The organism is Lujinxingia litoralis, assembly GCF_003260125.1.
GTDB lineage: Bacteria > Myxococcota_A > Bradymonadia > Bradymonadales > Bradymonadaceae > Lujinxingia > Lujinxingia litoralis.
Map to the genome: position 1 here is coordinate 5001 of NZ_QHKO01000007.1, position 21426 is coordinate 26426.

The 21426-nt window shown below is 65.7% G+C and carries 15 protein-coding genes (1 of these 15 cut by a window edge); 9 read left to right on the top strand and 6 right to left on the bottom strand.

Annotation, left to right across the window (positions count from 1 at the left end; all coding sequences use genetic code 11):
- Positions 1-275: the 5' portion of a protein kinase domain-containing protein gene (locus DL240_RS14315; RefSeq protein WP_111730589.1), read on the bottom strand. Its footprint begins 1705 nt before the window's first position; only the first 275 of its 1980 coding nucleotides appear in the window; it begins with the start codon at positions 273-275; its stop codon lies beyond the left edge, outside the window.
- A gap of 28 nt (positions 276-303) precedes the next feature.
- Entirely contained in the window at positions 304-2856 is a 2553-nt protein-coding gene (locus tag DL240_RS14320) for a serine/threonine-protein kinase (RefSeq protein ID WP_111730590.1), read from the bottom strand.
- A 360-nt stretch (positions 2857-3216) separates the two neighbouring features.
- Here DL240_RS14320 and DL240_RS14325 point away from each other — a divergent pair, with 360 nt between their 5' ends.
- Entirely contained in the window at positions 3217-5754 is a 2538-nt protein-coding gene (locus tag DL240_RS14325) for a 5'-nucleotidase C-terminal domain-containing protein (protein ID WP_146618313.1), read from the top strand.
- A 116-nt stretch (positions 5755-5870) separates the two neighbouring features.
- On the top strand, positions 5871-6440 hold the full coding sequence (locus tag DL240_RS14330; protein WP_111730592.1) for an outer membrane beta-barrel protein: 570 nt from the start codon (positions 5871-5873) through the stop codon (positions 6438-6440).
- Between the two features lie 92 nt (positions 6441-6532).
- On the opposite strand, the gene DL240_RS14335 is transcribed toward DL240_RS14330, so the two are convergent.
- Positions 6533-6817: a YiaA/YiaB family inner membrane protein gene (locus DL240_RS14335; RefSeq protein WP_111730593.1), complete on the bottom strand. Its 285-nt coding sequence runs from the start codon at positions 6815-6817 to the stop codon at positions 6533-6535.
- Positions 6818-7082: 265 nt separating this feature from the next.
- On the opposite strand from DL240_RS14335, the gene DL240_RS14340 reads away from it, so the two are divergent.
- The 6 genes from DL240_RS14340 to DL240_RS14365 all read left to right on the top strand — a co-directional run bounded on the left by DL240_RS14340 (position 7083) and on the right by DL240_RS14365 (position 15474).
- On the top strand, positions 7083-8561 hold the full coding sequence (locus tag DL240_RS14340) for a sigma-54-dependent transcriptional regulator (RefSeq protein ID WP_111730594.1): 1479 nt from the start codon (positions 7083-7085) through the stop codon (positions 8559-8561).
- 163 nt (positions 8562-8724) lie between these two features.
- Positions 8725-9888: a THUMP domain-containing protein gene (locus DL240_RS14345; RefSeq protein ID WP_158542590.1), complete on the top strand. Its 1164-nt coding sequence runs from the start codon at positions 8725-8727 to the stop codon at positions 9886-9888.
- A gap of 151 nt (positions 9889-10039) precedes the next feature.
- Positions 10040-10687: a hypothetical protein gene (locus DL240_RS14350; RefSeq protein ID WP_146618314.1), complete on the top strand. Its 648-nt coding sequence runs from the start codon at positions 10040-10042 to the stop codon at positions 10685-10687.
- Between the two features lie 443 nt (positions 10688-11130).
- Positions 11131-13200 (top strand): hypothetical protein, encoded by a 2070-nt coding sequence (locus DL240_RS20755; RefSeq protein WP_158542591.1) that lies wholly within the window; start codon positions 11131-11133, stop codon positions 13198-13200.
- A gap of 259 nt (positions 13201-13459) precedes the next feature.
- On the top strand, positions 13460-14335 hold the full coding sequence (locus tag DL240_RS14360; RefSeq protein ID WP_111730743.1) for a hypothetical protein: 876 nt from the start codon (positions 13460-13462) through the stop codon (positions 14333-14335).
- Positions 14336-14472: 137 nt separating this feature from the next.
- Positions 14473-15474, top strand: a complete 1002-nt coding sequence (locus DL240_RS14365; RefSeq protein ID WP_146618315.1) for a hypothetical protein — start codon at positions 14473-14475, stop codon at positions 15472-15474.
- 738 nt (positions 15475-16212) lie between these two features.
- Here DL240_RS14365 and DL240_RS14370 read toward each other — a convergent pair.
- Positions 16213-17103 (bottom strand): pseudouridine synthase, encoded by an 891-nt coding sequence (locus DL240_RS14370; RefSeq protein WP_111730599.1) that lies wholly within the window; start codon positions 17101-17103, stop codon positions 16213-16215.
- A 383-nt stretch (positions 17104-17486) separates the two neighbouring features.
- Here DL240_RS14370 and DL240_RS14380 point away from each other — a divergent pair, with 383 nt between their 5' ends.
- Complete coding sequence (locus tag DL240_RS14380; RefSeq protein ID WP_111730601.1) at positions 17487-19757, top strand: DUF1156 domain-containing protein; 2271 nt, start codon at positions 17487-17489, stop codon at positions 19755-19757.
- A 136-nt stretch (positions 19758-19893) separates the two neighbouring features.
- On the opposite strand, the gene ubiE is transcribed toward DL240_RS14380, so the two are convergent.
- Both ubiE and DL240_RS14390 read right to left on the bottom strand, forming a co-directional pair.
- Entirely contained in the window at positions 19894-20637 is a 744-nt protein-coding gene (ubiE, locus tag DL240_RS14385) for a bifunctional demethylmenaquinone methyltransferase/2-methoxy-6-polyprenyl-1,4-benzoquinol methylase UbiE (protein WP_199589822.1), read from the bottom strand.
- A 2-nt stretch (positions 20638-20639) separates the two neighbouring features.
- Positions 20640-21419 (bottom strand): LytR/AlgR family response regulator transcription factor, encoded by a 780-nt coding sequence (locus tag DL240_RS14390; RefSeq protein ID WP_111730602.1) that lies wholly within the window; start codon positions 21417-21419, stop codon positions 20640-20642.
- Positions 21420-21426: the final 7 nt, after the last annotated feature.

A 21426-nucleotide genomic window follows, 5' to 3' on the forward strand; every position in this document is an offset into this window, starting at 1 on the left:
TCGACGACCTTGATGGCAAAGGAGCGTGACACCCGCACGCTGCGCGCGCGATAGACATGGCCGGAGGCGCCGGAGCCCAGAAAGCGGTCGATGAAGTAGCGACCGTCGATGATGCGGCCCAAAAAGGTGTAGGGGCTGAGCGTAAGCGGGGTCCACCCGGAGGGGGAGGGGGCCCCACCACATTCGGCACAGTGCGCCGCGTCGACGGCGACAAGCGTGGCGCAGGCCTCGCAGTAGTGGGTGCGCTCGGAGGTGCGATGTGGATTTTGGAGCACCGGGCCCCCCTGGGCGTAGAGGTTAAGGTCAGCGGTTGATGATGCGTTCTTCGCCGCCGGCCTTCAACTCGACGTAGTAGGTTTTGTTGAGGTTGAACTCGGGGTTGACCAGGCGAATCTTGTGGGTGCCGGCCGGGAGGCGGTGGTTCATCAAGGGGGTGTACTGACCGGTGTCTTTATCGTTGATGTAGATGCGTGCCGCGGGCCGAGAGGCGATCGAGACGGTGCCGGTGCCACCGGAGGCCGCGGGGGGCTCGGCGGGTTCGGGGCGAGCGGCGGCCTGGCGCGTGGTTTCGGTGCGGGTGGTGCTGCTGCGATCGGGGGCGCGAGTCGCGGTGGTGGGGCGCGTGGCGGAGCCGGTGTCGCGGGCCACGGCGGGTTCGCTCTCGGTGCGCGCGAGCTCGGCGTTGAGGGTGGCCTCGGCGTCGGTGCCGGGCTCAAAGGTGCTCTCCCAGTCCTGGTAGCCGCTGCGGGAGACGACCACGCGGTAGCTCTGCGAGGCGTCGAGTCCTTTGGCGGTGTCGGGGGTCCGACCGCGGGCGACGCGCTCGCTGCCCTCGGCGGTGTAGATGGTGTAGTCGGCGCGCGCGGGATCGCTGCTGACCTTCAGATCGATTTTGGCCGGGCGCAGCGCCACGCTGTGCTCAACGACCTGGTCGAGCTTGAGTTCGAAGGTCTCTTCGGCTTCGAAGTGCTCGGCCAGGACCACGCGCAGGGTGTAGGAGCCGGGCTTGCGATCGCGAATCTCCAGGGGGGTGGTTCCTTCGAGCTCTTCGTCGCCGAGGAAGACTTTTGCGCCTTCGGGGGTGCTGGCGACGGTGAAGCCGGTGTTGGAGTAGTCGAGGGGGGTGAGTTCTTCGGCCAGGCGCAGAGGCTGGCCGGCGACGAGCGTGGTCTGGGTTTCGAAGCGCTCAAAGCCTTCACGCTCCACGGCCAGGGTGACCTCACCCGGGGTGCCTTCCCATTCAAAGGGGGTGGGGCCCTGGTGGACGAGTTCGCCGTCGATGTAGATGCTCACCGGTTCTTCGCCAAAGGCAAAGACCACCGGGGCGGTGGTGTCGCGGGTAAACCAGACGACGCCCAGCCCCAGAACGATGACCAGGATCGCCACCAGGGCGATGATCCCGAAGTTCGCGCCGGACTTTTTACGCTTCTGGGCGGGGTTGGCGGGCCGGGCCGAGGCGCCGGGGACCGTGTTGTGAGAGGCGCGACGGGGTTCCACCGCCGGGGTGCGGGCGGTGAGTGGGGCGGCCTGGCGAGGCTCGATGTCTAAATCGAGGTCGAGTTCCTCTCCGGGCCGCGAGTCTCGCCGGCGCGGGGAGGCGCCCAGGTCCAGGTTCATGTCCCAGCGCTCGAATTCGCGGGTGGAGGCCTCTTCGCTGACCGCGGCGTGGTTGGCGGCGACGCGCACCTGGGTGGCGTCTTCCTGGAGGACTTCAAACCCCTCATCGGCGTAGACGATGTCGGCGTCGTCGACGATGGCGATGGCGTCTTCGCGACCGAAGATCTGGGTCTCCATCTCTTCGTCGCCCCAGCTCAGGTCGGCGGCCGGGCGGCGGGAGGCCACCGGCGGCGCCTCCTGGATGGGCTGGAGGTTGAGCGAGCGGTAGTACTCGAGCTTTTTGTTCTCGAACTCAATGTCCGCGCTGAAGGCTTCCTTCATGTACGCGGCCAGATCTTTGTTGGTGTAGTAGTAGCCCTGCTCGCGCATAAAGCGCTCCAGGGCCTCCCCGAGCTCGTAGGCCGACTGGTAGCGCTCTTCGGGGTTGCCGCTGAGCGCGCGCAGGACGATGTCTTCCAGGGCCTTGGGGATATGGGGGTTGTAGAGCGAGGGCGGGCTCATCTCCACGCGGCGGATTTTCTCGAGCGTCTCGAAGTCGCTCTCCCCGGTGAAGAGGCGCTCCAGGGTGAGCAGCTCGTAGAGAACGACGCCCAGGCTGAAGATGTCGCTGCGGTGATCCACGTGCAGCCCACGGACCTGCTCGGGGCTCATGTAGCTGAACTTGCCTTTGATCATCCCGGCCTGGGTGTGGCTGGTCTTGCCCTGGGCCTTGGCGATGCCAAAGTCGATGATTTTCACCTCCCCTTCAAACGAGGTCAGGATGTTCTGGGGGGAGATGTCGCGGTGGACGATGTTGAGCGGGCGGCCCTGGGGGTCGCTCTTTTCGTGCGCGTAGCCCAGGCCCTCGCAGACTTTCATCAGGACGTAGCAGACCCGGGGAATGGAGACTTTTTCGCCGATGCGGCGAGCGCGCTCAAACTGGGTCTTGAGGTCCTTGCCGCTGATGTACTCCAGGGCGATGAAGTAGGAGCCATCGACCTGCCCCAGATCGAAGATCTGCGCGATGTTGGGGTGGGTGAGTTGTCCGGCGATCTTGGCTTCATCAATGAACATGCTGATGAAGCCTTCGTCCTCGGCGATGTTGGCCAGGATCTGTTTGATCGCCAGGAGGCGTTCAAATCCCTCGACACCGAAGGCTTTTGCTTTGAAAACTTCGGCCATGCCTCCGACGTTGATGCGTTCGAGGAGGTAGTATTTACCGAAGGGGACGGGTTTTGGAAGGATTCCCGGTTCGCTCATGAGCCCAAAGATCCGGTGCCAGGGCGCGCGGCGTATGCCTTGAGGCAGGGGCGCGGGCGCGATTAACGTGCGTTGGCTCGGGTGCCAGGCCACAGGGCCCGATGAGAGGATGGTGAGCGGGGCTCACCGGGACGCATCCCGCGTCCAGAATTCATGCCAACAGCGCGCTGAATCGTAAAGAGATTATGCGGATCTTGTCAACGCCGAGCAGGGACGAAACCCGTGATGAGCACCCGGGTTAGGGGTAGGAGGGGGCCGGGGCGGGAGGACTTGACGATTTCGGGCCGGTGGGATGAGGGTGGCGCGGCCCCCCGGGGGGGCGCCCGGGTGATGAATGAAAGGATGATGATGAGGATGCGGATGAAGGGAACCAGAAGATCGATGTTTGTGGCGGTGTTGGGGCTGGGGGTGCTGCTGGGCCAGCCGGCGCTGGGGCAGGTTGCGGGGTCGGAGGAGGGCGTTGAGGTTGGGGAGGTGGAAGGGGTGCCCGGGGGCGAGGCGTTGGCGGCGGATGGCGAGGGAGCTGAGGTTGGGGGTGTGGCGATGGCGCAGAAGCCCGCGCGGGCTGAGCGTCTGACGGTGGTGGTCAGCGGAAACCTGGACGGGGACCTGGCCCGCATCGATTGTCGCGAGCCGGCGGAGGCCCGGGAGCTGAGCTGGGCGCGCCAGGCCGGCTACATCCGTACGCTGGCCGACCTCTCGGTGGGCGGCGGGCTGCCGGCGCCGTTGATTTTGAGTGGAGGAGACGCGATTTTTCCCGGGCCGATCAGCCGCTACCTGCTGAGCAGCGGGGAGGAGGGGGCGCGCAACCTGGTGGATCTTCTCAACGTGGTGCCGGTCGACGCCCAGGCGCTGGGCAACCGCGAGCTCAGCGCGCCCCGGGATGAACTCATCACGTTTGTGCAGGCCGCCCGGGAGCGGGGGCTGGACGTGCAGGCCGCCAACCTGCGTTGCGCGAACTTCAGCGGGGCCGATGCCATCTGTGAGGCGATGGGGCTGGGGAGTGGGGCCCCCTTTAAGGTGGTGGAGCGCGGCGGGGTGCGCATCGCGATCGCGTCGGTGATGGCCCCGCATCTGCTGGAGCCGCTGACCGAGCGTCAGCGTGCCGGGTTGGAACTTGTGGAGCCGGCACACGTGTTGCCCGGGCTGGTTCGGGAGATGCGCGCGCAGGCCGATCTGACCCTGGTGCAGTATCACGCCCGTCATGCCGACGCGCTGCGCGGCGCCTACGCGCTGGGGGCGCAGGTGGAGGGCATCGATCTGCTGGTGGCGAGTCACCTCTTTGATGCCGATGAGGTACCCGATGAGAGGCGTCTGGGGATGGCCTGGGCCGAGGGGACCGGGACGCCGATTGTGTCGGCGGACAGCGGTCCGGGACACGTTCACACCGTGGAGTTGCAGGTGCGCTTTGATGCGGAGCGCGCTCGTCTTGTCCAGGTGGTGCCCCGACGGGTGAGCGTGGCGGAGATGCCCGAGGATCGTGTCAGCCGCGAGGTGCTGGAGGGGTTGGCCGAGGCCTATTGCGAGGACTGGGGCCAGCTGATCGCCGCGGCCGCCGGGCTGGCCGGGCCCTTTGAGCTAAGCGATCTGCGCACCTTTATTATGAATGTGATGCGCTTTAGTGCCGGGGCCGAGGTGGCGCTGGTCAACGCCGGGGCGTTTCGCGACCAGGGGCAATTTCCGCTGCGCGGGGAGCTGACCCTGGCCGATGTGTACAGCGCGATGCCCTTTGATAACCAGGTGGTGGTGGGCACGCTCAGCGGGGCCCGGCTCAAGGAGGTGGCCGGGCGGCTTGGCGAGCGTCTGGTCAGTGCCGGGCTGGAGAAGAAGGGCGATAAGGTGCTGATCAACGGGCGAGCGCCGGTGGAGGATCGCCTGTACCGGGTGGCGCTCAACGACTTTTTGGCGGCCGGGGGCGACGGGGTGCTGGCCCCGGAGGAGCTCGGGGCTCGGGCAACCTTTGAGCCGGCCTGGGCCGGTCAGGCGCCGAGCATCTCGGAGCTGGTGGTGCATTACGTCAATGACCCCGGGGAGCTGGCCCGCGCTCCCCAGACGTCGGGGCTCAGCGCCCGGGGGAGCTTTCCGGACCTGCATAAGAAGTTTCTGTGGACCTGGGCCGGGTCGATCAACGCCTCGTACAATCAGGTCCAGGTGCGTAACCCGCAGGTGGGCGGGGCTCCCGGCTACGATCAGAGTCAGCTGGCCGTGGCCTCCACCGATCAGATCAACCTGGAGGGGAAGGCCAGCGCGCGGGCCGACAGCCGCGATCACGGCTGGGACTCGGACCTGGTGCTTCAGTACGCCAGCGCGCGCCTACCCGACACCGAGGGGGCCACGTTTGAGGAGACCAAGGACCTGGTGCGTCTGCGCACGCAGTACCGCAACCTGACGTTGCGCTCGCGGCTGGGGGGGCGCTGGTACGTGCCCGGCCCCCTGGCCGAGGTGCAGGTGGAGTCCGAGTTTGATCGGCCCGAGACCCGCAGCTGGCACCGTCTGGACACCCGCGGGATTATCGGTCTGTCCTTTAAGGTGGCCGAGCCCCTGGACCTGAAGATCGGTGTGAACACCCGTCGCGACCTCAACGAACCCGAGGGTCAGGCCACCCGCGGGTTTAACGCCGGGTACGTGCTCAAGCGGGTCAACCTGATGGAGGTGCTGGGCCGCCCGATCCAGTTTGAGAGCGAGCTGGAGTACTTCTACAACGGCATCTCCCGGGATCGGGCGCATGAGTTGCGGGCGGCCAATCGGGTGTACTTTGCAGTGTTTGACCAGTTCTTTTTCACCGCTTCGTTTAACGCTTTTCTCTATCAGAACAGGGCGGTGGGGACGCCGGGCACCAACACCGAGTTGACCCTGGGGCTGAACTACCTCTGGGAGGCCACCCGCCAATCCTTCTAGGCCGACAACTCGTCGGGGCAAACGGGACTATGCTAGAGCGAACGGGTGGTTAGATGGTGGATGAACAGGCGGCCCGGGAGTTCGGGCCGCGATGAATGATGCGTAAGGAGTACCGAATGTCGATGATGAACGTGGGAACGAAGATGGGTGTGGCGGCGCTGGCCGCGTTGGGAGTGTTGGGGATGGCCTCGACGGCGCTGGCGCAGGAGGCTTCCTCGGCGCTGGTGGGCAACAGCGCCGGGGTGGTGGTCGGCTACGATCTTGATGCCGAGGTGCCGCTGGCGGGGCTCGACGCGCGCTTCACCTTCGCGGTGGCGCCGCAGGTGGCCCTCTCGGTGAACCCGGGGCTGCAGTACTACTTCATCGGCAGCAACGAGGTGCTGGGGGCGAGGACGGAGTCGACGGTGCTGCAGTTCGATCTCAACGCCCTGGTGCACCTGGCGCTGGACGCTCCGGTGACCCCTTATCTGGGGTTGGGGGCGGGGCTGCGCTACGCTGATGTCCGGATCGTCAATGGGGACGGCGACGTGCTGACCTCCGATGACGCCACCGACCTGGGAGCCAACCTGCTGGTGGGGCTGAGTATGGAGACCGGCTCGAACTTTGTGCCCTACGTGCAGGGGCGGGTGACGGTGTTTGAAGAGACGAGCTTTGCGCTGATGGCGGGTCTGAACTTCGAGTTCTGAGCCCGTGGCGGGTTCCTGATGTATTGAGCGGCCCCGGCGGCGCGGCGCTGATGGCGCGGCGCCGCCGGGGCTTTCATGTTTGAGGGGCGGGCTCAGGCGACGTCGCGCAGCTCGTATTCGCGAAGAATTTTTTCGGCCTTGGCGTCGCTGACCCGGTTGATCAGGCGTCGGGCCTCGTGATTGTCGCGGATGGTCTTGGAGAGGGTGAAGGAGGAGCCCAGGGTGAAGAGCATGCCCATGAGCAAAAAGCTCTTCATCCACAGGTCGACCGGCAGGTAGACGATGCCGGTGATGGTGATGCCGGTCGCCAGCAAAAAGGAGGCCCAGACCTGAAAGATCCAGGCGTTGGTGTCTTTCTGAACCGTCGGATGTTCCATGATGCTCTCCAGTGGCAGCGGGTGCGTGTGGTCGGATGGACCGTGGGTCCCCGCCGGATGCGGGGGATGCTCGCCATGTAGAGCAGAAGGCGTGCCAGCGCGGCGATATGTTTCGGTGTTTTTGGGTTAAGGTGCGGAAATATAAGGGGTAAAATCGGATAATTTCGGGAGCTGCGTCCGATGCGCGGGGGACTGTGCTTGTGTGCTTGTCCGGGGAATGTACATATTATGCAGGGGTGATGTTCATTTTTTGTATGAGGTCAAAATGATCGACGGGGATGCGCGGGCGTTTTTAAGCGAGGTGGCCCAGGCGGCCTTTGCCAACCCCTTTAGTCAGGAGCGGGTCCGGCAGGACCGGCGCCTGGCCGCCACACTGGGAGAAGATCTGGGAGGGGAGGCGCCCCTGGAGGCGGCGCTGCGGGCGGTGCGCCGCGAGCTGGACCGGCTCTGGCCGTTGGACCTGCGAGGGCTGGGCGGGGAGGAGCGCCAGCTGGTGGAGGTGGCGCTGCTCTTTGATACTTTTCATGTGTTTGTGCCGGAGTTCGATGCTCTGGTGGCCCGCCAGCTGGAGGCCGGGGCGCAGCCGGTGTCCGCCGGGTTCGGCCGGGAGGTGGCCCGGCGGCTGGTGGAACGGGGGATGGCCGAGGAGCGGGCGGAGCGCTTTGTGGGGATCTTTTTTCAGATGCGGCGCACCTTCCTCCTGGCGCGGGAGCGGCTGCGGGGGGAATCGCCCTCGATGGGGCGGCTGCGGGAGCGCCTCTGGCAGAACGTGTTCACCGACGACATGGTGCGCTACGAGGGGCAGCTCTGGGATCGGATGGAGGATTTTTCGGTCTTTCTGGTCGGGCCGACCGGCAGTGGTAAGGGGGCCGCGGCGGCGGTGCTGGGGGCGTCGAGCTGGATTCCATTTGATGCCCAGAGCGGGCGTTTCGCGCAGAGTTTCACCGAGCTCTTCGTTCCGCTGAACCTCTCGCAGTTTCCGGAGAGCCTGATCGAGTCGGAGCTCTTCGGCCACCGCAAGGGAGCGTTCACCGGGGCGATCGAGCATCACGAAGGTGTGTTCGGGCGTTGCGCGCGCCATGGGGTGATCTTCCTCGATGAGCTCGGGGAGGCCAGCGTGCCGGTGCAGATCAAGTTGTTGCGGGTGTTGCAGGAGCGGGTCTTCGTGCCGGTGGGGGACCATCAGGAGCGGCGTTTTGAGGGGCGAGTGGTGGCGGCGACGAATCAAGACATCGGGGAGCTGCGTCGGTCGGGGCGTTTTCGGGATGATTTTTACTACCGGCTCTGCACCGACGTGATCGAGGTTCCCTCGCTGGCGACTCGTCTGGAGGAGGCGCCCGGGGAGCTGGAGGTGCTGGTGGCACATATGGTGGAGGGGGTGCTTGGCCGGGCCGATGAGGCGTCGAGCCGGCGAGTGGTGGCGTCGCTGCGGGACTCGCCGGGGGGGAGCTACGGGTGGCCGGGCAATGTACGGGAGCTGGAGCAGGCGGTACGTCGGGTGTTGCTGGGGCGCAGCTATCGGGGGGATGTGCACCCTGGCGAGCGCGTCGATGAGTGGGCCAAGGCGTTGAGTCCGCAGGAGCTGGCGTTGGTTCGGGAGGTGGGCGCCGGCGCGTTGGAGCTGCGTGAGCTCCAGGCGCGCTACTGTCAGTTGCTCTACCGGCGCCACGGCACCTATGAGGAGGTTGCGCGTCGGGCCGGCATCGACCGACGCACGGCCCGGCGCTACATCGAGTCACAGTGAGGCGGCCGACTCTCGGCCGGGGAGGTGCGCCGGACATGCGTGTTGCGCGGCGATCCTGTATAAGCGGCCCGCGCCCTGCGGCAGGCGTGAGCGCCGCGGGTGTTATGCCCCGGCACAAGCGCTGCCTGTGACTGACCCGATCCGATCGAAGAACGAGAGTGTGATGTCGACGACCCATGCATTTTTTGCCACCTGCCCGCGCAACCTGGAACTGCTTCTGGAGGAGGAACTCCGGGGCCTGGGCGCCAAGAAGGTGCGGCAGACCGTGGCCGGGGTGCACTTTGAGGGGCCGCTGCAGACGGGCTACCGGGCCCTGCTCTGGAGTCGGCTGGCCAACTCGGTGCTGCTGGAACTCAAGCGCTTTGCTGCCCCCTCCCCGGAGGCTCTCTACGATGGGGTGCGCACCATCGCCTGGGATGAGCATCTGGCGGTGGATTCGACGCTGGCGGTGAACTTCACCGCGCGCAACTCGCAGATCACCCACACGAAATTCGGGGCGCTGAAGGTCAAGGATGCCGTGGTCGATCAGTTTCGGGAGCGCTTCGGCAGTCGCCCCTCCGTCGATCTGCGACGCCCCGATCTCAAGATCAACTGCCATGTGGAGAAGGATCAGGCGACGCTCAGCATCGATCTGGCCGGTGACAGCCTGCATAAGCGCTCGTACCGGGCCGATAAGGGGCGCGCGCCGCTGAAGGAGAACGTGGCCGCGGCGGTGTTGATCCGCGCCGGGTGGCCGGCGCTGGCCCGGGAGGGCGCGCCACTCTTTGACCCGATGTGCGGCTCGGGGACGCTGCTGATCGAGGGGGCGTTGATGGCCGCCGATTGCGCGCCGGGGCTGGTCCGCGATGATTTTGGTGTGGACGGCTGGCTGCAGCATGACGAGCTGGCCTGGGCTCGGGAGCGAGCCCGGGCTCAGGAGCGTTTTGAAGCGGGGCGGCGCGGACTGGGGGTGTACGTGGGCACCGATATCCAGGGCTCGATCCTGCGCACGGCCCGGGCCAACACGGAGAAGGCCGGGCTTGACGCGATCATCCGCTACTCGCGTAAGCCGGTCACCGAAATTGTGCCGCCGATGCACGCCGATCGCCCCGGGCTGGTGGTGACCAACGCGCCCTACGGGGAGCGTCTGGGCGCTGATGGTCAGGCCGAGCAGGCTCACCGGGAGCTGGGCGCTTCCCTTAAATCGCGTTTCGGGGGCTGGCAGGCCTCGGTGCTCACCGGCTCGAAGGAGCTGGGCTTTGAGCTGGGCGTGCGCGCCGATAAAATCTACTCCATCTACAACGGCCGCCTGGAGTGCAAACTGCTCAACTTTTCGCTGCGGGCCTGAGCCGGGCCGTGCTCGGGAGAGCTGAAGGGCCTCTGGCCTAGAAGGTGCAAATCTCTTTTGGGGCCGCGGGCGGCGTGATGTCCCGGTGAATTCGGATGCCGGGTTGAGTCATCGCGGAGGATCATCACAGATGTTGGAGCGCGAGGATACGATGAGTGACACCAAGATTACGCGGGCTCTGATGGCGCTGCTGACGGCAGCGACTGTGACGGGGGCTACGCTCGGGGGAGCCTGGGCCTGCTCGTTCGCCATGACGTATGACGTCATGGCGATCCTGGAGGAGGAGCCGACCGAGCCGGTGGATCTTCCGCCGGCGGTCTCGCTGGAGGTGGGAGCGCTGAAGCGCTCGGCAACTCCGCAGCGCCAGGGGTGCAGCGAGATGGCGACGAGCTGTGATGACACGGCCTGGCTCACCCTGAATGTGGAGGGCTACGATTCTCAGAAGGGCGGGCTGCGTTTTGAGATTCGTGGCGAGTATCCCGAAACGTTGGTGCTTCCGGCGTCCGCGCTGGTGCTGACCGAGAATGAGGAGCATGTGACATTTCTATGGGGTGATCTGGATACAATGTACGAGCCGATCGACGCCGAGATCACCGCGACCTGGGTCGACGCCTGGGGACGGGAAGGGGAGACCAGCGCGCCGGTCTCGGTCCGCAATGAGGGCGCCGACGGTGGGGGATGCGCTGTGGGAGGCGCTGTGGGAGGCGGGGGGATGCCGGCGCTGGGCTGGGTATTGGCCGGTACAGCGGCGGCGCTGATGGCCGGACGCCGGCGGCGAGTCGGAGCGCTGGCACGGTAAAGCGGGGAGGTCTCTCGGAGTGGGGGGAAGCTGTGAGCGTCGGAATTACCCCAGATGGGTGATGTATTTAAGATGTTTTTGGGGTGGGGTTAAGTGCTTGATTTTGTTTTGAAATGTGGTCTTTTTTCCGCGCCGTACCCCTCCCCTTCCGGGAATTTCCGGGAGATTCTCTTTACTCGCCGCGCGTCTTTGGGCATCGTGATCGGGTCGTTAAAAAACTGAGCTGCGTTCGGCGCGGCCTTATTCACTCACATCGTCAGGGGGGCGAACTCGTGCTGGGCTCCCGTGAGATTGCGGTGAGGGCCGGTGTGCACGTGCGTTCGGGGTAAGCGACATTAACCAGAGCGGGTCGGTCTGAGTAACAGACCGGCAGCCAGGGGGTTGTTGGCCAACAGTCGTGTGCAGTCGTTGGTTCAGTCCTGGTCCACCTTAAGGAGGATAGGATGGTACGACGTATACATGTGTGGATGGTGGTTTGGGCGTTTGTGGTCGCCGCGGGCTGTTCGGGGGGCGATGGCGAGGGGACGCCGATTGCAGAGGGCGAGCCCGATGTCGGGGGAGTGGATGATGTCGGGGGGCTGGATGATGTCGGGGAACCGGATGACGTCGGGGAGCCGGATGATGGCGAAGTCTGTGAGCCGACAGTCGATAGCTGCCCGGAGGATGCCTGCGGTTTGGTGGATAATGGCTGTGGCGAGACTTTGGACTGTGGGGAGTGCGAAGAGGTCTGTGAGCCGACAGTCGATAGCTGCCCGGAGGATGCCTGCGGTCTGGTGGACGATGGCTGTGGTGAGACTCTGGACTGTGGGGAGTGCGAAGAGGTTTGCGAGCCGACAGTCGAGAGCTGTCCGGTGGATGCCTGTGGTCTGGTAGATAATGGCTGTGGGGAGATGCTGGACTGCGGGGAGTGCGAAGAGGTTTGCGAGCCGACAGTCGATAGCTGCCCGGCGGATGCCTGTGGCCTGGTGGATAATGGTTGTGGTGAGACGCTGGACTGCGGGGCGTGCAATTGCGTCGCCGGGGTGGCTGCGCAGCCGACCTGCGGGACCTGCGACCTGGGAGTGCGCCTGTGTGGCCAGGGGGAAACCGGGCACGGGGTATGCGATGAGCCCGAGATTCCGGGGCTGGGTGCAGGCGATTGTGACGATGTGGTCTATGTGTCGACGCTGGCGTCGTCGGGAGATGGGACGCGCGGGGCACCCCTGGGGAACGTCACCGCAGCGCTGAATCTTGCGGAGAGTCGGGATGTGAAGGCGGTGGTTGTGGCCACTCATGCCAGCGCGCCGGCCATTGAGGGACCCTTGATGGTGCGCGATGGTGTCTCGATGGTGGGCGGCTATCGTCAGGATGGGTGGTTGAGACAGCCCGATCAGCAGACTCAGATCATGACCCGGGCTTCGGCTCTGGCCGGGGATCTGGTGGGAGTGGTTGCCGCGTCCGTGGAGTCACCCACGCTGTTTGAGGGGTTTGTGGTTGAAACCGCCGATGCCACCACGCCAGGGGCCAGTACGGTAGGTGTGGTTGTAGGCGAGAGCACGGGCCTGACGTTGCGCCGGGTGTGGTCGAGTCCGGGGCTGCCGGCGCCCGGAAAACATGGTCAGGCCGGCGCTTCCGGGAATCCCGGGCCCGCGGGGCGTGATGGTATAGTGCATCCGAACACAAGCGCAGCGCCTGCTTTTGCCGATAACAAAAATGAAGCGTGTGACGAGCGCGCTCAGCAAGGAGCCTGGGGAGGGGTTGGGTATTTTCAGAGTTCGCCGACCAGTGCTGTTACTCAACCTGCGGCCGGGCGTTCGCGAGGGGACGCCAGTGGTGGCGCGCCGGGAACGCAATACCAACGTGGAGGGCGCAATGGAGAGGCCGGTGCAGACTCCACGGCGCCTGGGAGTGCCGGGCTGCGCGGAGAGCCCGGGTATCGCATCGAAGGTGGTCAACTGGTGGTAGCGGGAGATGGCGCCCCCGGGAGCGACGGGGGGCACGGGTTTGGTGGTGCCGGTGGCGGCGGTAGCTGGAAGGCCATTCATTCGCAATCGTTGACCGGATCGGGCGGTGGCGGTGGTGGCGCGGCCGGATGTGGCGGCGCCGGTGGTGAGGGAGGTCAGGCCGGCGGCATGAGTATTGGCCTTGTTGTGACGAGATCGACGCTTCGGGTGGAGGAGAGTGACTTTATCGCCTCGCCCGGTGCTGCCGGCGGTGCCGGAGGCGCCGGCGGTGCGGGAGGCGTCGGTGGTGAGGGCGGTTATGGTTCGGCGGAGTATTGCGATGTGTCCGGGGGATGCAGGCCTTTTGGATCGAACGCCGGCGGACGAGGCGGTAAGGGCGGTAATGGCGCCGCCGGTGGTCCGGGAGCCGGTGGCGCCGGTGGTGACTCCTACGGCGTGTATTGCTTGGAGTCGTCGCTGCCGAGCGGAACGTCGATGAGCTTTTCGGCCGGTCGTGGTGGGGTCGGCGGGTTGTCTCCGGGCTACAGCGGGTTGGACGGGCGCTCCTTTGAGAGCTTTGGTTGCGATTAAAGTGGAGTCGCCCCAGTAAGCGCTCGTAGGCCCTGATGGTTTCGGGGGAGCGTTGAGTCAAACAGCCCCCGCGCCTGATGGCGCGGGGGCTGTTTTGTTCTGGCGCGTCGTGCAGTTTCGCCCGGGGGTGCGCGGCGCAAAAGATGCAAGGGCGGGCGGAGTTCGGGGCTTTCCGTGCTGGCAGGGGTGTCTACACGTACCGGAGCGCTCCACCGGGAGCGCGATAAGGACTCACTTGATGGCTGTGATGGAGAGCGAGATGACGACCCTTCGAAGGTATGTTGGTGGGAGTGCGCTGGCGCTGGCGATGATGCTCAGCGTGCCCGGGAGCGCGGCAGCTCAGGAGTTGGACGTAACTGAGGAGCCAGTCCCCGGCTACCGGGTCTGGACGGTGGCCGAGCTCGGGTTCAACTCGCCGGTCTACCATAAGATTCAGTTCGGGAGGGCTGGCACCTACTTCGATTATGTGGATGAGGGGGGCCAGGATGTGCTCTTCCCCTTTATGCGGCTGAGCGTGGAGGCGAAGTTCAAGGGGCGCCATAACCTGGTGTTTCTCTACCAACCCCTGGAGATCGAGACCCGGGTGCTCAACCGACGCGATGTGGAGATCGACGGGGCCACCTTTGATGAGGGAACGCCGATGACCACGCGCTACAGCTTTCCCTTCTATCGCTTGAGCTACATGTACGACCTCTTTAAATCGGAGAAGACCGAGCTGGGGGTGGGGGCATCGCTGCAGATTCGAAACGCGACGATCAGTTTTGAGAGCAACGATGGCGAGCTCTACCGGGTGCGTCGTGATGTGGGGCCGGTGCCCATTTTGAAGGTGCGGGGGCGCCATACCCTGGAGAACGGGGTGTGGTTCGGCGCTGAAATCGACGGGTTTTATGCGCCCGGGCAGTGGGTCAATGGCAGCACCGATACCGAGGTGCTCGGCGCGATTTTGGACGCCAGCGTGCGTGCCGGGCTGGTGGTCACACCGGAGATCGATGCCTTTTTAAACGTGCGTTATCTGGGGGGAGGAGCCGATGGGACCTCGCCAGATCAAGCCGAGGAGGGGCCGGGTGATGGGTACACCAAAAACTGGCTCAACCTGGTGATTGTGAGTTTGGGCTTTAATTACAACCTCTTCTAGCGCCGGGGTTGGGGAGAGGCGGCATCGGGGATATGCTCCTATCCCCGGTGCCATCCGGGATCTGCGTGTGAATAGGCGCCTGGGTGTGGCGTCAGATGAGCAGGCCCCGAGATGTTAAGACGTATGAAGGAGGAGATATGGCAGGCGTGAATCGACACATGATGATGATGGCCACCGCGGCGCTGGTGATGACGGCGGTGGCCTGCGACTCACGAGCTCGCCAGGAGGGGGAAGAGGGCAATGTGCAGTTCTTTTATCTGCCGGCCGATAGCAGCACGGAGTTCGATCGTCCGCTGGCGGTGGGGTCGGGGATGCTTCTGTATCTGGAAGGGATCGACGACCGCCGGGTGGAGCGGGTAGTTGAGATGCGGGTCGAGCCCGAGGGTGTGTTTCGGGTGAGTCCGTCGACGGAGTATCCGCACGCGGTGGTGCTTTCGGGCCAGCACGCCGGTACGGCTCGCCTCTACGTGGAGGTCGAGGGAGGCGGGGAGCGATTTAGTGACGCGACGAGCTTCCAGGTCGCGGATGTGGCGCGTGCCGACCTGGCGCATGTCTGCGCCGATAAGGCCAACGCCGCCTACCTGGTGGGGACGCCGATATCGCTGGCGTTTCAGCGCTACTCGTCCGGGGGCGATGTGCTGGTGGGCTCCGCGCGAAGCTGTGGGTTGGAGTTGAGTCCGGAAACGATGGATGGCCGCGGCAGGTGTGATGAGGCCGGATTCCACCTCACGCCAATTACGGAGCCGGGACCGGTGCTGGTGCGCTCGTCGATTCAACCGGCGCGCGGCTCGCGCAGCGAGCTGGGCGTGCAGGTGATCAGCCCGGAGGTTCTGGACTTTGAGCCGGCCTCGGGCCGGCTGCGGGTAGGGCGGTCGGATAAGCTGGAGTTGCGCCCGGTCACCCGGCCACCGCATGGCGACATCTGGCCGGTCTGCAACCACCTGTGGATGAACGTGGAAGTGCTCACGCCGGAGACCTGCCTGGGCAGCGATGGGAGCGTGAACTTCGACGTGGAGCCCTCCGAAGAGAACACGATCAGTCTGCGCGGTCAGGCGCCGGGAGTCTGCGAAATCTCGGTGATTCTTCCGCAGATCAGCGATGCCGAGTGGATCTTCGACGCGCCGGTGGATGAGCGCTGAACCCACGCTGAGAGTCGATGCCCTGTGGGGCATCTTAAGAAAACGCCCCGGCTTCGTCGGGGCGTTTTCGTATGCGCAGGCACGTGCCGGTCTTCGGCGCAGGCTGAGTCGGGGCCTTTGAGGCGGCGCATACGCGATGAAAGGGCGGAGCCGCGTGCCGAGCTCCAAACACAAAAAAACTCGCGGCACTCTAAGGAGCGCACGAGTTGGCGTGGAGCAAAAAAAGGCCCCGCGTGGATGCTCTCAGGTCTTCTCGGCCCGGCCGAGCCGAATCCACGCGGGGGCGGTGGTGTCAAGGATACCACTAGCGTCGCGGCCACCAGCCGCTTAGCGTATCTCTCGTTTGTCCCTTAGAAGGGACGAGCCTGGAGCGAGAGAAACGACGCCAGACCGTGGGGGCCTGCTAGCAGGACACCACCTCACCAGCCGTATGGGTACAGTCACTACTCACTGGATCACCTCCTTTTTGCGGCACGTCGAATGCGCGATTTATCCCGATCGCGAACGCCGTATCCGGGTGCCGGTCCCGAACCCGACGCCGGGGCAAGCTCACGCTCACCGATCCGGGGGGTTAACCCGAACCCGAGACCCTCAGGGGGCCTCGCCATCATCGAAAGCTATAACACCTCGGGAGGGGGGCTTTCATTCCGGTGAAGTGAAAAAAGTTGAGCGATTTCGGTTTGTTCGAGCTTTTTGAGGACTGTAGCCCGGGTGTTCGGGCCCCGAGCAGGAGGGACTTCAGGTGGTCTGAAGCGCCAGAAGTTCTTCGGCGGAGGCGTCGCAGGTTTCGAGAAAGGCTTCCAGGCGCTGGTCGGGGCGTTGGTCGGCGCGGCGGTCACGGGCGATGCGAACAAGCGCGCCCAGGCGTCGGCGACGCACGCGGGCGTGGCCACCGACGGCCTGCCAGAGCTCCTGAACCTCGGCCTCGCTGAGAGAGCGAGTCTCGCCGAGCTCGAGCTCGCCGAGCTTAAGATCCCCCATGCGCCAGCGGTGCAGATGTTGGAGGTGCAGATCGAGCGCGCGGGCCATGCGCCGCACCAGGTGCTTGCGCCCCTCGTCGACGACGAGCCCCAGTGTGCTCTGGTCGGGGGCCGAGGCGATGATGCGGGCGCTCAGGGCGCGGGCCGGCCCGTCGCGGAGCTCCACGCCCGTCAGCGCGCGTTGAACGCGGGGGTCGCTCAGCGTGAGCGCACCGGGGACGCGCAGGAAGTACTCTTTTTCGATGTGAAATTGCGGGTGGAGCAGCAGATGGGCCAGATCGCCGTCGTCGATCATCAGCATCAGGCCCGTGGTGTCGCGGTCGAGGCGGCCAACCGGGAAGGTGCCCCGGGGGAGGCTGGCCAGGACAGGACCCAGGCAGGGCGCGCCCGATGGCGAAGAGGTGGTCGAGACGACTCCCATGGGCTTGTGGTGAATGTGGTAGCTGGAGGGCGTTGAGGGCGCGAGGAGGCGCTGGTCAAAAAAGACCCGATCATCGTCGTAGATCAGCGTCTCGGGCCAGGGTTCGGGGGTGGGCCAGGGCTCGGGGCGCTCCACGCGCACGCACTCCGTGCGGAGCCGCCGGTGAATCTCGCGGCGAGGAAGGCCGGTGCAGTCGGCGATGTACTTATCGAGTCGACGGGGGAGCATGAGAGAGGTCGCATGGATGGGAGAGTTAGGGACGATCGGGACCCGCTGTGCCTGGCGAGGGATAGCAATGAAATGCGGGGCCCGCAAACCCGGGGATTCGGCAAGCGTGGCGCCGAAAATGTCTATTTGTTGAAATTTGTAAAGTTATCGGGTGTTATACAGGTACATCGGCCGCATCCTCATCGGCCGAACTCGCCGGACGTGGCCCGAACCTTTGACAAGGCAGGGGGCGCCGGGGTGTTCGACGCTGCGGAGGCCGGTCTCTCGATCGATGTTCAGGGAGCGTAAGCACCGCCGGAGGTGCTTGAGGCCGCGGTGCGTCCGCGGCCTTTGAGGGAGCGCTCTGCCCTGGGCCCGGTCCTCTCTTGCGAGCGAGTTCTGTCATGGCGCACGACGATCGGCCCGGGTTTGAGGGAGCGCGTTTTGTGGTACTCAACCAGGAGGTGACCGGTGCGTGGTTGCCGCGGGTGAAGTTCCGACATCGAGACGGGGGGGCGGGGATGAATGCGGCGCAGGATAGAAAGGGGAGCGCTTCGGACGGTGAGGAGCGAGGGAGTCTGATCGAGCGTTTTTTTCCTTCGGAGGCGGTGACCGAGGCCAGTCGGAAGGAGCGCTATCAGCGGGGGAAGACGGCGCACACAATATTTACCTGGTGGGCCCGGCGGCCCTTTGCGGCGGTGAGTGGAGTGGTGGTCACGTCGTTGATGCGTGGCGATGTGCAGGTGGAGCAGGTGCGCGAGGCGGTGGAGGGATACTGCCGGGAGCGCGGTGGTCATGCGCATCAAGCCGTGATGGCGCAGCTGGCGCGCCCGGGAGAGCAGCGCGTGTTGGATATGTTTAGCGGGGGCGCGACGATTCCGCTGGAGGCGGCGTCGCTCGGGGCGCGGGCGTATTCGGTGGATAACAATGAGCTGGCGCATTTTATCCAGCGCGCGCTGCTCCAGGAGTCGCAGCGCGGGCCACAGCTGGCCGCGTTGGTAGCCCGCGAGGGGCGCGTGCTCCTGGAGGCGTTGCGGGAGGAGACCGCAGCGTTTTTTCCGGCGCGGGACGCCGGGGAGGCGGGACGCACGCTGGCGTATGTGTGGAGCCGGCAGGTGCGGTGCGGGGCGTGCGATGGCGAGTTTTCGCTCTCGAAGCGGCCCTGGCTCGTCAAGCGCGGGGGGAGGGCCGTGCATGTGGCCCGGCGGCCCGACCCGGCGTTGCAGACGATGTCGACGGAGCTGTGTGACCATGGCGAGCCTCCCGAGGAGGGGAGGGCCTGGTCGGGGCGGCGCGCGATCTGCCCCTTTTGTGAGGCGGAGATGACGCGCGGGGCCCTGGTGGAGGCGCTCAAGGTCAGTGGCAGCGAAGAACTCTCGGCGCTGGTGCGATCGACCGGGCGATGGACGCGGGGGCGTAAGAGCTATGTGCGCGCCGAAGGCGCGCTGGCGTCGGCATCGATGCTTCAGGAGGCCCTCGCCAGGGACCTTCGGGCGTTGTCTGCGGAGCTGCCCGAGGTGGAGCTGCCGCAGTGGTCGGGTGTGACCAACCCCTCGCTCTACGGCCTGGCCGGGCATGCCGAGCTCTTCAGCCCTCGTCAACTCGCCGTGTTGGTGCGCCTGTGTCGCTTGCTCGGTGAGCATCATCGACGCTGGGAGCTGGTGCATGGCGCGGAGCTGGCGCGGGCGCTGGCGGCGTTTTTGTCGGGACTCCTCGATCAGCTCGTCGACTGGAACAGTCGGCTCACCACCTGGATTGCGCAGAACGAGCAGGTGGGGCGCGCGCTCAGCGGCCCGGGGATCCCGATGGTGTGGGACTTCGCCGAGATCGACCCCACCGAGGAGGGGCCGGCCAACCTCTGGGATAAGCTCGACCGCATCGTTCGGGGGCTTAAGAGCGTGCCTTGTTTTGAGCATGTCCCGGTGGTGCTCCGGGCCGACGCGCGTTGCCTGCCCTTTGAGGATGGTTTCTTTGACGTGGTCGCTACCGACCCGCCCTACTTCGACAACCTCTATTATAACGTGCTGGCCGACTGCATCTTTGTCTGGAAGCGCCTGGCGCTGGGGGCGGTGTTTCCGGAGCTTTTTGCGGCGCCGCGCACCGATCAGAGCCGTGAGCTGACGATGAACCGGCACGTGCACACCTCAGCCCAGCTCGCGCAGCAGCATTACACCCGGGGGATGACTCAGGTGCTGGCCGAGGTGCGACGGGTGCTCAAGCCGCAAGGGGTATTGTCGATGATCTTTGCCCATAGCACCGTGGAGGCCTGGGCGGCGATGGTGCAGGCCTTTGATGAGGCGGCGCTGGCCCTGGTGGCGGTCTGGCCCATGAATGTGGAGCGTTCGCAGCGCCCGCGGGCGATGCGCTCGCGGGCGGTGAACACGTCCTTTGTGCTGGTGGGGAAGCGTCGGCTGAAGGAGCCGCCTCCGGTGAGCTGGGATGAGGTGCAGCAAAGGCTCAAGACGCAGCTGCACCGCGAGGCCCGCGCCCTGGCCGAGCAGGGGCTCTCGATCGATGAACAGGGGCGCACGCTCTTCGGGGCGGCCCTCGGGCTCCTCTCGCAGGCCGGGCGGCCGCTCTCCGCTGGCGAGGTGTTGAGCTGGGAGGAGCGCGTGGAACAGGCCGCTCGCCAGGTCGAAGCGCTGGTGGAGGGGTTTGAACTCAGCCGTCGCTAAAAGGCCCCGCGCCGCGGCACGAGATGTAAAAACAACGCCCGACGAGCCCCGCTGAGGAGGGCCGGTCGGGCGTGTGTTATCGGGGCCATGCACGACGCGCGCCCCGATGTGGGGCGTGCGCCGGACGCGACGCTGCTCAGTGGCCGGCGTGGGCACTGAAGAGGTTGACCGCGCCAAACGAGAGGGTGCGGGCGTTGACGTTGGTCAGGCCCACCTCGCGCATCAGATTGGCGAAGGCGTCGGCGGTGGGGAAGGCCGCGATCGACTCCTGGAGGTAGCGGTACTCTTTGGAGCCGGAGAGGAGGCTGCCGATGCGCGGGACCACGTGGTGGATGTAGAAGCGCGCCGGGCTGGCGAGCAGGCCGCGCCGCGGCTCGCTCAGCTCCAGGATGACGATGCGACCGCCGGGACGCGCGACGCGGTTCATTTCCTGAAGGGCCTTGCGGCGGTCGGGCACGTTGCGGATGCCAAAGGAGATGGCGACCGCATCGAAGCTGTTGTCTTCAAAGGGCAGCGCCTGGGCGTCGCCCTGCACAAGCTCCACGCGCTCGGAGAGGGTCGCGCTGGCGACTTTGTCGCGACCGATCGCCAGCATCTCCGCGCTGGGATCGAGGCCGGTGACGCGAGCGTCGCGGTGGCGTTTGGCGCAGGCGATCGCCAGGTCGGCGGTGCCGGTGGCCAGATCCAAAAAGTGACCGCCTTCGGGGAGCTCCAGCGATTTGACGGCCTTGTTGCGCCAGTAGCCATCCTGACCCAGCGACATGATGCGGTTGAGCAGGTCGTAGCGCCGGGCGATGGCGTCAAAGAATTGGCCGTCGCCGCCGTCGACCTTTTTGATGGCGGCGTCGTCAGAGGTGGGCAGGGATTTTGAAGTCGACACGGTTACTCCTCAAGTGCATTGGCAGACCAGGGGATGCGGGCTTTGAGCTCGGGGGCGCGGCTTCGTGCCAGGGGAACGGCGCGCTCTTCGCTTCCCAGGAGCAGACGGTAAGTCCCAGCTCCGGTAGGGGCAATATGCGAGATCGCGTCGAGACGCACGATGAAGCTGCGGTGCGAGCGGAAAAAGTGCTCCGCGGGGAGGTTTTCTTCTAAAAACTTCATGCTGAAGTCGGTCAAAAAGCTGGCTTCAGCGGTGTGAACGGTGGCGAACCCTTCCTCGGCTTCGGCCCACAAGATAGCGTCCACCGGGATCACCCGGTAGGCGCCGTGTTCTTCGACCGAGATTCGGGTCAGGGGCGTGGAGGCCGTCGGGCCGGCTGGTGAGGCCGCGGCGTCGTCGGTGGCGGGAGCGACATCGAGGCGGCGAGCGGCGCGCTCAATGGCCTGCTTTAAGCGGGCCAGGCGCACCGGTTTGAGCAGGTAGTCGGTGGCATCGAGATTAAAGGCGTCCAGGGCGTGGTCCTGGTAGGCGGTGACGAAAATCACGGCCGGGGCCCGGTCGCCCAGGCGGTCGCGCCAGAGCTGGGCCAGGCGCACGCCGTTGATGTCGGGCATGTCGATGTCCAGAAACACGACATCGATGGCCGGCCCCTCCTCCAGGCGAGCGATGGCGTCGCGAGCGTGCTCGGCCTGCTCGGCCCCGGTGATCTGGGGGCATTGTTCGAGCAGCCACAGGAGCTCTTCGCGGGCGGGGAGCTCGTCGTCGATGACCAGTGCGCGCATAGGAAAA

Bases quoted from the DNA above. Each gene is read 5' to 3' on its own strand.
- DL240_RS14330 (WP_111730592.1), top strand. From the start codon at position 5,871: ATGTCGATGATGAACGTGGGAACGAAGATGGGTGTGGCGGCGCTGGCC.
- DL240_RS14365 (WP_146618315.1), top strand. From the start codon at position 14,473: ATGGCAGGCGTGAATCGACACATGATGATGATGGCCACCGCGGCGCTG.
- DL240_RS14335 (WP_111730593.1), bottom strand. From the start codon at position 6,817: ATGGAACATCCGACGGTTCAGAAAGACACCAACGCCTGGATCTTTCAG.
- DL240_RS14325 (WP_146618313.1), top strand. From the start codon at position 3,217: ATGAAGGGAACCAGAAGATCGATGTTTGTGGCGGTGTTGGGGCTGGGG.
- DL240_RS14340 (WP_111730594.1), top strand. From the start codon at position 7,083: ATGATCGACGGGGATGCGCGGGCGTTTTTAAGCGAGGTGGCCCAGGCG.
- DL240_RS14390 (WP_111730602.1), bottom strand. From the start codon at position 21,419: ATGCGCGCACTGGTCATCGACGACGAGCTCCCCGCCCGCGAAGAGCTC.
- DL240_RS14350 (WP_146618314.1), top strand. From the start codon at position 10,040: ATGAGTGACACCAAGATTACGCGGGCTCTGATGGCGCTGCTGACGGCA.
- DL240_RS14360 (WP_111730743.1), top strand. From the start codon at position 13,460: ATGACGACCCTTCGAAGGTATGTTGGTGGGAGTGCGCTGGCGCTGGCG.
- DL240_RS14345 (WP_158542590.1), top strand. From the start codon at position 8,725: ATGTCGACGACCCATGCATTTTTTGCCACCTGCCCGCGCAACCTGGAA.
- DL240_RS14370 (WP_111730599.1), bottom strand. From the start codon at position 17,103: ATGCTCCCCCGTCGACTCGATAAGTACATCGCCGACTGCACCGGCCTT.
- DL240_RS14380 (WP_111730601.1), top strand. From the start codon at position 17,487: ATGGCGCACGACGATCGGCCCGGGTTTGAGGGAGCGCGTTTTGTGGTA.
- DL240_RS20755 (WP_158542591.1), top strand. From the start codon at position 11,131: ATGGTACGACGTATACATGTGTGGATGGTGGTTTGGGCGTTTGTGGTC.
- DL240_RS14320 (WP_111730590.1), bottom strand. From the start codon at position 2,856: ATGAGCGAACCGGGAATCCTTCCAAAACCCGTCCCCTTCGGTAAATAC.